The following is a 12,975-nucleotide window of genomic DNA, read 5'->3' on the forward strand; positions in this document are numbered from 1 at the left end:
CACGTCTCCAAGCCAATTTACAGAATTCGTTATCCACGCTACCGCCCATTAATACAGCATCACGATCTTCGAAATCTTTTGCTAATTTATCAAAAGCAACGATTTCTGTAGGACAAACAAATGTGAAATCTTTTGGATAGAAATAGATAACCTTCCATTTACCTGGGAAAGATTTTTCATTGATTGTTTCAAACGCAGATACGCCGTCTTCTTCGTGATGGTTAAAACCTGGTTTAACACCTGTTACTTCGAAAGCATCTAAACGGTCACCAACAGTTTTTGAGTTACCAAAAGTAAAATCAACATCCATGTTAATACTCCTTTAAGTTAATTGAACGAAAAATAATTGACGTGAACATACTATATACTTAAACCAACATATACAAGGGAATTACCTATTAAAATACTAAACATGCGTTATTTAAGATTTTAATCTATCATCCCTTACTTTAACTTTGCGTCACCAAAGCTAAAGCATAACAACGCTTTATTATAATACAAATCACTTAATCCGACATCTATCCTTTAGATAAATCTATCACTTTCTTAAATGTTTTTTGTAACAGATTAGGAATTGCTCTTGCACCACGTACTCTTGCGTAATCACAAACAGCTAATGCTAAATCTGGCTTGGAACTTTTTTGAATTGCCTTTTGAATAATCTCATGGACAGGAATATTCATAAATTCAGATGAACCATAAGCAATCTCTTTGTAAACAGAACTGAAACCTTTTTGAAATAAGAAATTTTCAATATCTCGAGCAGGTAATTGTGTCATATGACGATAATAAGTCTCTTTATCCTGACAATATGAACGTACAGTTTTAGCGTAATGTCTCCCCGCAGCATCACCATCAGACATTACATACCATTCTATACCCATTGCTTCTGCATACTCAATTAACGGTAAAACACCACACTGCGCAAATTCCACTAAAGCAATGCCTTCAGCATTTAAATTGTGGCCACAAATCTCAGCTAACTCTCGTAATAACCAAATTTCTGTTTCCCCTTCCACTAAAAACCAGCAGCGTGCAAATAATGCAATTGGTCGACGATGAAAAATATGAAAAAGTACTTTACGATTTGTACTAGCGCTTAGCTCTTTAGGTAAGACTTGATTGACAGCAATCTCTGACGCCGATCTTGAAATACGAATAATATTAGGCAGTGTTAACATTGGTATTAAATCACTAGTATTGCTCGTTAAAATTTTTTGTACGGGTATATTATTCAATAAACGCATACCAACAGAAGTCACAATAGGATGTGTATTACCAAAGTTTTTAATACATAAAATTGGTAAAGCATCTTCAGGCAATGCATAACCCATGCGATAAAAAATAATACTAGAAAATAACTTCATCATGACATGACGAGTGGTCGTATTATCCATCTGATCTAACAGATCATTAATTTTATCCAAAACCTGCCAATCTTCTAAGGTAGGCTTTCTAATATACTCTTCATCCTGTTTATTATTGACAAGATAATAAGTTAATAACAAAGTTGCCGCGTATAAACCTTGTTTTAACTCTCGTTCAGTTAAACGGCTATTTTCCTCTGAAAATTGCTGTATTAGCAAGTCATAAAAAGCTTTGACACGCTGATCCTCATTTTTAAGAATGGGCTTATAAAGCCGATTACTTCTAAAAATAATCAATGGACTAATATCCAACAAGCGACGTAAGCGTATTGGAAAATTATCAACCTCTAGAATAGCGCCATCTTCATCAATAAAATGGTGCCGAGTTGTAATGACTTTATCTACACGATTAGCAGTGACTTGGTAACAAATCACTTGCTTACGAATTTGATGAGAAAAATAACTAACTTCTGACAATTCAGGATAGACTTGTAATGACTCATCGGCAATTAAAGGATTTTCAATATAAGTAAATCGTAAACTCAAGCACTCTTCTGCACAATCTTCCTCATAATAAAAATCATGATCCTGACAATTATATAAAAAATTTTCTTTTGTAATCACAGCAAGAGCAGATAATAAACTAGATGACCCCCAACTATTTTCGCCAATCAATACACTGATATCGCTATTAAAATTCATATAAAGGTCTTTAATTCCCTTAAAGCCTTGAATTTCTACTGAATGGAGTAGCATTTGTCTCCTTTAATCATATTTTTAAGTTATTGCTTTAAAGAATATATCAATCTGATATTTTTCCAAGCGTTATTCTCTTGAATCAATCATAAACGCCCCCATCATGTTAAGCTATACAATTATCTTTATTTCATTCGGAATCATTTTATGCTCACGATTTTTAATAGTCTAACGAGAAAACACGAGAATTTCATCCCCATTGAGCCCAACAAAATTCGTATGTATGTATGCGGAATGACAGTTTATGATTACTGTCACATCGGTCATGCGCGTTCGTTGATCTCATTTGACATGATTCGCCGTTATTTGATGCATAAAGGTTTTGATGTTCATTTCGTACGTAATATTACTGATATTGATGATAAAATTATTGCGCGTGCGAATGAACGTGGCGTAACGATCCAAGAATTAACCAATGAATTCATTCAAGCAATGCATGAAGATTGCGCTGCATTGAATGTATTGGCTCCTGATACAGAGCCAAAAGCAACGGAAGCTGTTGCAGGCATGATTGAATTGATCAGTGGCTTAATTGAAAAAGATCTCGCTTATGCTGTGCCTGATGGCGATGTTTACTATCGTGTGCGTCGCTTTAAAGATTATGGAAAGTTATCTAATCAAAATATTGATGAACTCCGCTCAGGTGAGCGTGTTGAAGTGGAATCTAAAAAGGAAGATCCTTTAGATTTCGTATTGTGGAAGCGCGCAAAACCTAACGAACCATTTTGGGAATCACCTTGGGGCAATGGTCGCCCTGGTTGGCACATTGAATGTTCCGTCATGAGTAAAGAAGCTTTGGGTAGCCATTTTGATATTCATGGCGGCGGTATGGATTTAAAATTTCCACATCATGAATGTGAAATTGCACAATCTGAAGGTTATCATGATCACCCCATGGCAAACTATTGGATGCATAATGGCTTCATCAACATCAACAATGAGAAAATGAGTAAATCTCTTGGCAACTTCTTCACGATTCGCGATGTATTGAAATACTTCCCTGCTGAAGTGATTCGTTTCTTTATGTTGAACAGTCATTATCGTACGCATGTGAACTATTCAGATGAATTATTGAATCAAGCTTGGAATGGTTTACGCCGCTTATATACAGCACTGAATGACGCTCCTGAATCATTGCCAGAGTTTGATGCCAATCACCCAATTGCTGTACGCTTTGCAGAAGTAATGGATGATGACTTCAATACACCACAAGCAATTGATTTATTGTTTGAAGCTGCAAACTTATATAACAAGAATCATGATCCAAAAGATTACGTTATATTGAAAACTTTAGGTAATGTCTTAGGCATTTTAGATGCAAATCCTGATCAATTTTTGAAAAGCGTACCCAATCAATCGGATGATGATTCAGAAATCATCGAAGCATTGATTATCAAGCGCAACGAAGCACGTGCCAATAAAGATTGGGCAGAATCAGATCGCATTCGTGATGAATTAAAAGCTCGCAATGTTGTTTTAGAAGATAAGCAAGGCAAAACAACATGGCGCAGAGAAACAAATTAAATAAAAGGAACTCATTATGATCAATCCAGAAACTAAAGAACCCTTAGTAGAATTTCCAACCCATTTTCTATTCAAAGTTACAGGTTTAAATACTGAAGAATTTGAAAATGATATTGTTGAAATTTTAAAACAAGTTGATCCCAAAATCGATGGCTCAAAAATTAAACGCTTGATGAGTAAATCAGATAAATATATTTCTCTATCTATAGATGTTTGGGTCGAAACTCAAGAGGATATTGATCAGGTTTATGCATTACTAAAAGCAGAAGAACGCGTACTTTGGGCGTTGTAATACAAAATTAATTAACCTCACATTAAATCATGCCAATCAGTATTCATACAAAATTGGCATGATTTTTTTGTGCCTAAAATTAAAGCCACCCGAAGGTGGCCTTATACTAACTATTTAAAATTTAATCTTGTGCTTTTTCTGCTTTCTTCTCTAAACCTTTACCAATGAGAGAGAAGAATACTGGTGCGTAATATAAGACTAAAACTGTACCACCAATCATACCACCGATTACAGTTAAACCTACAACATTACGTGCACCTGAACCAGCACCACTACTAATAGCCATTGGCAATACACCAAAACCAAATGCCAATGATGTCATAATGATAGGACGTAAACGTAAATGGGCAGCTTCAACTGTTGCTTGAATGATATTTTTACCTTCAGCCACCAACTCCCTAGCAAATTCAATAATCAAGATCGCATTTTTTGAGGTCAATCCAAGCACCGTCAATAAACCAACTTGGAAATATACGTTATTTTCAATACCAAAACCATTAGCAGCAACCAGGGCACCTAAAGCACCAACAGGTAATGTTAAAATAACTGCAAATGGAATAGACCATGACTCATATAATGCTGCCAAGCTTAAGAAAATAACAAATACTGAAATTGCATATAAATAAACCTGCATATTACCCATTTGTTTTTCTTCATATGAAGTATCCATCCACTGAACTCGTACGCCATCTAAATATTGTTCAGTGATTGATTCGATTTCATCCATCACAGCACCCGTACTTAGACCTGGTTTTGCTTCAATAGATAATGGGAAGGATGGATAACCATTAAAACGTTTAAGCGCTGGCGAACCTGTGATCCACTCTGTACTTGCAAAAGCACTGAAAGGAACCATTTTACCCATCTTGTTACGAACATACCATTTTTCAAAATCTTCCGGCTGCATTCTATATTCCGCATCACCTTGTATGATCACTTTCTTAATTCGACCACGATCAACAAAGTCATTTACATACAAACTACCCCATGCAATTGCCAATGAGTTGTTCAAATCTTCCACAGTAACCTGCAATGCTCTAGCCTTTTCTTGGTCAACATTAACATATAATTGTGGCGCATCAAATTCACCTGATGGGCGTAATGTTGCTACATTCATCGTTTTTGATTGAGATGCAACAATCCCTAAAAACTTCCCAACTTCTTCCATGAATTGATCATGTGGTATATTCAAAATATTCTGCAATGTAAATGAAACACCTGTTGCTGTTCCTAGCTCAATAATCGCAGGTGGCGAGAATACGAAACCTTGCGTCCCAGGAATTGTCTGTAAATATGACAACATACGAGCCTGAATTGCATCCACCTGTTGCTCTGGCTTAGTACGTACTCCCCAATCTTTTAATTTCAAGAAGAAAGTACCATGCTTAGCACCACGACCACTGAAACTAAAACCACTGATTGACATAATTGCTTCAATAGAATCTTTTTCGTTTTCCACAACATGCGCTGAAATTTGTTCCAGTAATTGATCCGTAGTTTCTAAAGAAGAACCGTCTGGCCCAATCACCATACCGATCATGATCCCCTGATCTTCATCAGGTAAGAAACTTGATGGCAAACGAACAAAGCCAAAATACAACATAACCAAAATCGCACCAAATACCGCTAAATATCTTTTTGGTTTTGTCACCGCATGATTAGCCGCAGACTTATACTTATCATTTAAAACATCAAAACCATTATTAAATTTAGTAACAGGCCAGTTAACTAAACGGCCAATTGGCGCAAAAAACTTAGCAATAGGTGATTGTGAAACATAACCATGTGGCTTTAATAAAGTCGCACACAGTGGCGCTGTAAAAATAATCGCAAAGATAACAGACAATGACATCGATGCAATAATCGTAATTGAGAACTGTTTATAAATAATCCCTGATGCACCACCTAAGAATGCCATTGGAACGAATACAGCTGATAATACTACAGCAATACCAACCAATGCCCCAGTAATTTGATCCATCGACTTACGAGTTGCTTCTAATGGAGATAGATGTTCCTCTTCCATCAAGCGTTCAACGTTTTCTACAACAACAATCGCATCATCCACCAGTAGCCCTATCGCCAATACCATTGCAAATAACGTTAAGGTATTCAGTGTAAAACCTAATGCATCTAGAATTATAAATACACCAGCCAATACAACAGGAATAGCTAATGTTGGGATAATTGTTGCTCTTAAATTACGTAAGAACAAATACATTACTATAAATACTAATGCCACTGCTTCTATCAAAGTTGCAACAACACTTTTAATGGATACCTCAACAAATGGTGTCGTATCATAAGGATATGTATAAGCCATACCTTCTGGTAACAATACTGCCAACTCATCCAATGTTGCTTTAACAGTTCTTGCGGTATCCAATGCGTTTGCACCAGAAGCCAATTTCAATCCTAAACCTGCAGCATTCAAGTTATTAAACTTAGAAGTAAAACTTGAAATTTCACCGGTTAACTCTAAACGTGCCACATCAGATAATAATACCTGACTACCATCTTCATTCACTCGAAGCTGAATCTTTTCAAATTCCTCAACTGTTTCTAATTGAGTTTGTGCTGTAATTGTGAAGTTAATTTCTTGGCCAGGGACAAATGGCGCATCACCCACTTGACCAAATGCCACTTGCGCATTTTGCTCTTGGATTGCTGCTAAAACATCCATAGGAGTCATCTCATACTTATACAATAAATATGGATCTAACCAAACACGCATTGCATAACCTGAGCCGAAGAACTGAATAGAACCAATACCATCAATACGGCTTATAGGATCTTTAATATTAGTATTTACAAAGTCACCAATATCAGAACCATCATATCTACCATCAGTTGAATAATAACTCACAACAATGAAGAAAGAACCTGACGTTTTCTCTACTGATACACCTTGACGCTGTACGTCTTGGGGCAATGTAGGAAGCGCTTTTTGAATTTTATTCTGCACCTGAACTTGCGCCATATCAGGATCAACGCCCTGATTAAACGTTAGCGTAATTTCAAATGACCCCTGACTTGTACTTTCCGCACTCATATAGCGGAAACCATCTAAGCCAGATAAATTTTGCTCAATAACCTGAGTTACTGTATTTTCTATCGTGCTGGCACTAGCACCAGGATAGTTACCAATAATTGTTACCTGAGTCGGTGCAATCTCTGGATATTGAGCTACGGGTAATGATCGTACTGCCAATACCCCAAGGAATATTGTCAGTATCGCTATTACCCATGAAAAAATGGGGCGATCTATAAAAAAGCGAGCCATATATTACTCCTTCTCAATTTTAGACTTTGATGTAGGTGTTTTAGGTTCAATGATTTTAACGGTTAATTCTCCACCACGACGAAGCATGTTTTGTATCTGTTGAATACCTTCAACAACAACTTTTTCGCCTGCATTCAATCCACTTTCAATCAGCCAGTTATTACCATTAGATTGACGAATATTGATTGCACGAGTTTCAATCTTATTACCCTCAGTCACAACAAACACATATGAATCTCCCTTAGAATCACGGAAAACTGATTTTTGTGGGATCTCAATAGCATCTTTTAAAATACCTAATTCAACAATTGAACGTACAAACAAACCTGGTAACAATAATTGCTCAGAATTAGGAAATTCTGCCTGAATTAGAATAGAACCTGTTGTAGGGTCAACCGTACGATCTGAGAATTTAACCTTACCTTGGTGAGCATAAATATCACCACCATCTAAAACTAAGTTGACTGTAAAATTAACATCATCCGAAAGCGTTGATGCTGATGCATTTGGATTAGTTAACAGATTGTCACGAAACATCTTTTGAATACGAGAAAACTCACGTGCAGAATATGTAATATCAACACGCATAGGATCATTTTGTTGAATCACTGCCATTTCTAATGGTTGCCCTGCTGCAACTAAAGCACCCTGCGTGAAGTTTGAACGACCAATTTGACCACTAATAGGCGCAAGCATTTTCGTATAATTTAAACGAATTTCTGCATTATTAACTTCTGCTTTTGCAGCCGTTACTTGAGCATTAGCTTGAATCAATAATGAGTTAGCATCATCAACATCTTGCTTACTTACCGCTTTAGAAGAAGATAAGGCATTAATTCTTTTCGCTTTCTCTGCGGCAGCAAACTGATTAGCTTCTGCTTGAGCTAAGCCCGCCTCTGCTTGTTTTAATGCCGCTTCATATGTTGCAGGATCAATTTGATATAATGTCTCGTTCTCTTCAACATATGAGCCCTCGTTGAAGTTTTGATGCAAAATAATACCACCCACTTGTGGACGTACTTCTGCAATTTTAGATGCCTTTGTTCTACCAGGTAGCTCTGTTTTTAATAAAACATCTTTTGCCTCAACGTCCGCCACCACAACATCTACAGTATGGCTTCCAGAAACAGCTTCCTGCTTTGTATCTGAACATGCCGATACAGCAATGACAGACATCACTAGTAAAAACCAGCGACTACTTTTAAGTAATTTTATTTTATTCATAATTTAAAACCTCAAATTAAAGTTAAAGTTAAAGCAAACTAAAGCTTGGCAAGATGAGTTAAAATTTTCATCGCTTGCTGAATCTCTGCAACTGAAAAATTCTTCATATTATCCAACATCCAATCGCGGTAAATCTCATCTAACACAGATTGACACAACTCTTCACCCTTGGGTGATAAGCAATAATATAAAGATCGCTTATCATTGGTATTTTCTCTCACACAAAGCACTTCATCTTCCAATAAAAGTTTTATATGTTTTTGAACTGCTTGTCGGCTAATCAACAAATCCTCTGCTAATTCTGCCGTTGTCATTCCTTGTTGCTCATACTTCTCATGCGTCAAGATATGGATCACAAGTTGCCACGATGAAAAACTTAATCCTGTTGGCTCTATCAAAGCTTGATTAATTTTCATTAAATTTGTTTTAGCTTTGAAGAAACTATTAAAAAAATCATGAATTATGTCGAAACGGTCTGTCATCATGTCCTAAATAATACGTAAAATGAGGAAAATTATCATAATGTTTGACAACAAGGTTGTCAAACATTAATCCCACTTGTATTAAATATTCGCAATTCTACTTTATACTTTGACAACTAAAACATCACATGGTGAATCATTAATAATGGAGCCTGAAGTTGAGCCAAGCAATAATGCCAGTCCTTGTCTTGTATGCGCGCCCACAACAACCAATTCAACTTTTAAAGATTCAGAGGTTTTGATAATGCCCTCTTTTGTTGAGAATGCAGAAACAACATGCGTATCTGCATCTGGAATACCTAAACGATCTGCTAATGCGCGCGCATGACGTTTAGCCTCACTGACAATTTCAGTATCGGTTTGTTCAGAAATAATTGGCATTAATTCATAACCTAACGCAATATTAATATCTTCTATAACGTGTAATAATGTAATCTTCGCATGGTTACGTTGTGCAACAACAATGGCTTGTTTAACAATTTTTTCTGAATCATCCGAGTGATCAATTGCCACTAATACATGTTTATATTCGTTACTCATAGCATATCCTTTTATCATTGTTTGCCTGATTGATATAATAATGCAATATAAAGATTTGCATTACTATTTTATATTAATCATAACACTATCTAAGTGAATGAGATATTATAGTAATTTTATTACCTCATTATCGTCATGGCAAAGATCTTTTTCATCATTCCAGCAGGTGGTATTGGTGCTAGAATGCAGGCCGACCGCCCTAAGCAGTATTTACAACTTTTGGATGATCAAACTGTTCTAGAAGGTACGCTTAAATTATTTCAATCATTGAATAATATTAACTATGGTGCATTAGGCATTTCAAAAAATGACGCATACTTTCCTACTTTGAAAATTGCCAAAGATCATATTCTTACTTATCATGCAGGCGAAACCCGTAGCGACACAGTCTTTTTAGGATTGAAAGCCTTGGCGCATATCGCTAAACCTGATGATTGGATCATAGTACATGATGCAGCACGCCCTGGTTTAACCAGTGAAGAATTAGAATTATTCATCACAGAAGTAATGTACGAAAAAGATTCCATTGGTGGCATTATGGCAATGCCAGCAGTTGATACAGTTAAACAAGTGGTTCATGGACAGATCGCACAAACCATTGATCGAGAAACCATCTATCTAGCACAAACACCACAAATGTTCCGCTATCAATATTTGTATCAAGCTTATGAAGAAGCTTTAACAAGAAAATTGGCCATCACAGATGAAGCTTCTGCCATTGAAGCATTGGGTTACAAACCTTACATCTACCAAGGCTACCCACACAATTTTAAAATCACTCATCCCACAGATTTACGCTTAATGCGCTTTTTATTAGAAGAGAGAAAACTATGCGAATAGGCATCGGCTTTGATGTTCATACCTTTAAAGAAGGTGATTATGTCATGTTAGCGGGCGAAAAAATCCCGTACACAAAATCATTTTTAGCTCACTCAGATGGCGATGTTGTACTACATGCTTTAACAGATGCCATTTTGGGCGCAGCCAAATGTGGTGATATCGGCATGTTATTTCCCGATACCGATCCTGCTTATAAAAATGCAGACAGCGTAATTCTATTACAAAAAGCTTATGAAAAGGTTCAAGCCAAAGGCTATACAATTGGCAATATTGATATCACTGTAATGGCAGAGCGCCCTAAATTAATGCCTCACAAAGAAAAAATGGCACTAAATATTGCTAAAGCATTGAATATTCATGAAGATGATGTAAATGTGAAAGCAACAACTATGGAAAAATTAGGATTCGTTGGTCGCGAAGAAGGCATCGCCGCGCAAGCCATTGTCCTTTTAAAAGCAATCCAAGAATAAGGTTAATATTCACCTTATAGAATGGTACACTATTCAATTCGTTTTATTTTTCAAACTGAGAGCAAAACAATATGTCGATTGAGAAACGTAAGTTATTTATTACCAATGCACTTCCCTATGCCAATGGCGATATCCATTTAGGCCATTTATTGGGTTATATCCAAGGTGATATCTGGGCACGTTTCCATCGAATGTGTAACTCAGAAGTACATTTTATCTGTGCAGATGATGCCCACGGCGCACCGATCATGATCCGTGCTGAAAAGCTTGGCATTACACCTAAAGAGCTAATCAATAAAGCACAACAAGATCATCTTAAAGATTTTGAAGATTTCCACATCAAATTTGATAACTATCACACAACAGATAGCGAAGAAAACCGTAAATTAGTTTCTGATATTTATTTAAAGCTAAAAGCAGCTGATTTAATTGAAACACGTGAAATTCAACAATTCTTTGATGAAGAAAAAGCAATGTTCTTGCCTGATCGTTTCATCAAAGGCGAATGTCCAAAATGTCATGCCAAAGATCAATATGGCGATAACTGTGAAGTTTGTGGTGGCGTTTATCAGCCAACAGAATTAATCAATCCTTTCTCAGCAGTTTCTGGCAATAAACCTGTCATGAAAGGCTCTGAGCACTTCTTCTTTAAATTGTCTGATGATCGTTGTGTGAAATTCTTACGTGATTTCTTAGCAAACAGCGATCGTTTACAGCCTGAAGCTGCCAACAAAATGAAAGAATGGTTAGGCACTGAAGAAGAAAATAAATTATCCGATTGGGATATTTCACGCGATGCACCATATTTTGGCTTCCCAATTCCAAATGAACCTAATAAATATTTCTACGTTTGGTTAGATGCGCCTGTTGGTTACTTAGCATCATTGGCAAACTATATTGATAAAAATCCTCAATATAACTTTGCTGAATATACAGAGCGTGAAGCTGCTGAAAAAGCTGGCACAGAAATGGTTCACTTCATTGGTAAAGACATCATGTATTTCCATACATTGTTCTGGCCTGCGATGTTGAACTTTTCAGGTTATCGTTTACCAACGCAATATGCTGTCAATGGTTTCATCACAGTGAATGGCGCAAAAATGAGTAAATCACGTGGTACATTTATCACTGCGCGTTCATACTTAGATGAAAAATTGAATCCTGAATGGTTGCGTTACTATTTCGCAGCTAAATCATCAGGTGCCATTGATGATCTAGATTTAAACATGGAAGATTTAGTCAATCGAGTGAATGCAGATTTAGTGGGTAAATTCATCAATATTGCATCCCGCACAAGTAAATTTGTGTCTAGCATTTTCAATAATCAATTAAGCACATTTGCAGAAGAAACATCAGAGTTATTGAACACAATTCGTGGTATGAAAGCAACGATTTTGGCGCATTACGAAGATCGTAACTTTGCAGCAGCAATGCGTGAAATTGCGCGTGGTTGTGATTTAGTGAATGAGAGCTTTGATACAACGAAACCCTGGGAATTGGCAAAAGATGAAGCACAACATGTACGCTTACAATCTTTATGCACAAGCTATTTAGAAGCATTCAGATTATTGAGTATCTACTTGTTCCCTGTATTACCAGAAACCATCAAAAACATTGGTGAATACTTAAATTGTGATTTAAGCAGTTTTGATGCAACTGAGAAAAGTGTAGAAAATACAACCATCAATACTTATGAACATTTGATGAAGCGTATTGATTTAAAACAATTAGAACAATTGGTTGAACGCAATAAAGCAAGTTTAGAAGCAGCTGAACCTGTGAAAAAAGCAGAAAAAACTAGCAAGAAAAAAGAAGCCCCTATTGTAGAAGAAGGCTTCATCAATATTGATGATTTTGCAAAAGTTGATTTACGCTTAGGCAAAGTATTGCGTTGTGATTTCGTGGAAGGTTCTGACAAATTGCTCGCATTCACAGTAGATTTAGGTGAAGAAAAGCCACGCAATATTTTCTCTGGGATTCGTTCTGCTTATGGTGAACCACAATTATTGATTGGTAAATATGTGATTGTTGTTGCTAACCTTGCTCCACGCAAAATGCGCTTTGGTGTAAGTGAAGGCATGATTTTATCCGCATCTCTTGATGGTGATTTGGCGTTATTAACAACATTGAGCGAATTGAAGCCTGGGGCGAAAATTTCTTAAATTTTACAATCATCCATATTAAAAGCGCTAATGTT

11 protein-coding genes are annotated in these 12,975 nt (G+C 36.4%); 5 read left to right on the forward strand and 6 right to left on the reverse strand.

The genetic code is table 11. The annotated features are described in order from the left end of the window. Positions 1-310 (reverse strand): redoxin domain-containing protein (locus BZK14_RS08210; RefSeq protein WP_143691414.1); only part of this gene is annotated, 310 nt, incomplete at its 3' end. Between the two features lie 208 nt (positions 311-518). Continuing rightward, on the reverse strand, positions 519-2,123 hold the full coding sequence (locus BZK14_RS08215; RefSeq protein ID WP_077926033.1) for a DUF2813 domain-containing protein: 1,605 nt from the start codon (positions 2,121-2,123) through the stop codon (positions 519-521). Positions 2,124-2,270: 147 nt separating this feature from the next. On the opposite strand from BZK14_RS08215, the gene cysS reads away from it, so the two are divergent. Continuing rightward, positions 2,271-3,647, forward strand: coding sequence for a cysteine--tRNA ligase (cysS, locus tag BZK14_RS08220; protein ID WP_077926034.1), 1,377 nt, complete (start codon positions 2,271-2,273; stop codon positions 3,645-3,647). A gap of 16 nt (positions 3,648-3,663) precedes the next feature. Beyond that, complete coding sequence (locus BZK14_RS08225) at positions 3,664-3,939, forward strand: HP0495 family protein (protein ID WP_077926035.1); 276 nt, start codon at positions 3,664-3,666, stop codon at positions 3,937-3,939. Positions 3,940-4,060: 121 nt separating this feature from the next. Here BZK14_RS08225 and BZK14_RS08230 read toward each other — a convergent pair whose 3' ends face one another. From BZK14_RS08230 to BZK14_RS08245, 4 genes are all read right to left on the reverse strand, one after another. Next, positions 4,061-7,222: an efflux RND transporter permease subunit gene (locus BZK14_RS08230; protein WP_077926036.1), complete on the reverse strand. Its 3,162-nt coding sequence runs from the start codon at positions 7,220-7,222 to the stop codon at positions 4,061-4,063. A 3-nt stretch (positions 7,223-7,225) separates the two neighbouring features. Continuing rightward, positions 7,226-8,446 (reverse strand): efflux RND transporter periplasmic adaptor subunit, encoded by a 1,221-nt coding sequence (locus BZK14_RS08235; RefSeq protein ID WP_077926037.1) that lies wholly within the window; start codon positions 8,444-8,446, stop codon positions 7,226-7,228. A 38-nt stretch (positions 8,447-8,484) separates the two neighbouring features. Further along, on the reverse strand, positions 8,485-8,862 hold the full coding sequence (locus BZK14_RS08240) for a MarR family winged helix-turn-helix transcriptional regulator (RefSeq protein WP_245831253.1): 378 nt from the start codon (positions 8,860-8,862) through the stop codon (positions 8,485-8,487). Between the two features lie 168 nt (positions 8,863-9,030). Next, positions 9,031-9,468, reverse strand: a complete 438-nt coding sequence (locus BZK14_RS08245; protein ID WP_077926039.1) for a universal stress protein — start codon at positions 9,466-9,468, stop codon at positions 9,031-9,033. A 135-nt stretch (positions 9,469-9,603) separates the two neighbouring features. On the opposite strand from BZK14_RS08245, the gene ispD reads away from it, so the two are divergent. From ispD to metG, 3 genes are all read left to right on the forward strand, one after another. Then, on the forward strand, positions 9,604-10,308 hold the full coding sequence (gene ispD, locus BZK14_RS08250; protein WP_077926040.1) for a 2-C-methyl-D-erythritol 4-phosphate cytidylyltransferase: 705 nt from the start codon (positions 9,604-9,606) through the stop codon (positions 10,306-10,308). Beyond that, positions 10,299-10,778 carry a 2-C-methyl-D-erythritol 2,4-cyclodiphosphate synthase gene (gene ispF, locus BZK14_RS08255; RefSeq protein WP_077926041.1) on the forward strand — a complete coding sequence of 160 codons (480 nt, stop codon included), beginning with the start codon at positions 10,299-10,301 and terminating at the stop codon, positions 10,776-10,778. Before ispD ends, ispF begins: the two co-directional genes overlap by 10 nt. Before the next feature lie 71 nt (positions 10,779-10,849). Then, positions 10,850-12,940 carry a methionine--tRNA ligase gene (gene metG / locus BZK14_RS08260; RefSeq protein ID WP_077926042.1) on the forward strand — a complete coding sequence of 697 codons (2,091 nt, stop codon included), beginning with the start codon at positions 10,850-10,852 and terminating at the stop codon, positions 12,938-12,940. Positions 12,941-12,975: the final 35 nt, after the last annotated feature.

The organism is Wohlfahrtiimonas larvae (assembly GCF_002006755.1).
Classification (GTDB): Bacteria; Pseudomonadota; Gammaproteobacteria; order Cardiobacteriales; family Wohlfahrtiimonadaceae; genus Wohlfahrtiimonas; species Wohlfahrtiimonas larvae.

Coding starts and splice junctions, on each gene's coding strand:
- BZK14_RS08230 (WP_077926036.1), bottom strand. CDS start 7,222: ATGGCTCGCTTTTTTATAGATCGCCCCATTTTTTCATGGGTAATAGCG.
- BZK14_RS08215 (WP_077926033.1), bottom strand. CDS start 2,123: ATGCTACTCCATTCAGTAGAAATTCAAGGCTTTAAGGGAATTAAAGAC.
- ispF (WP_077926041.1), top strand. CDS start 10,299: ATGCGAATAGGCATCGGCTTTGATGTTCATACCTTTAAAGAAGGTGAT.
- cysS (WP_077926034.1), top strand. CDS start 2,271: ATGCTCACGATTTTTAATAGTCTAACGAGAAAACACGAGAATTTCATC.
- BZK14_RS08235 (WP_077926037.1), bottom strand. CDS start 8,446: ATGAATAAAATAAAATTACTTAAAAGTAGTCGCTGGTTTTTACTAGTG.
- metG (WP_077926042.1), top strand. CDS start 10,850: ATGTCGATTGAGAAACGTAAGTTATTTATTACCAATGCACTTCCCTAT.
- BZK14_RS08225 (WP_077926035.1), top strand. CDS start 3,664: ATGATCAATCCAGAAACTAAAGAACCCTTAGTAGAATTTCCAACCCAT.
- BZK14_RS08245 (WP_077926039.1), bottom strand. CDS start 9,468: ATGAGTAACGAATATAAACATGTATTAGTGGCAATTGATCACTCGGAT.
- BZK14_RS08240 (WP_245831253.1), bottom strand. CDS start 8,862: ATGAAAATTAATCAAGCTTTGATAGAGCCAACAGGATTAAGTTTTTCA.
- ispD (WP_077926040.1), top strand. CDS start 9,604: ATGGCAAAGATCTTTTTCATCATTCCAGCAGGTGGTATTGGTGCTAGA.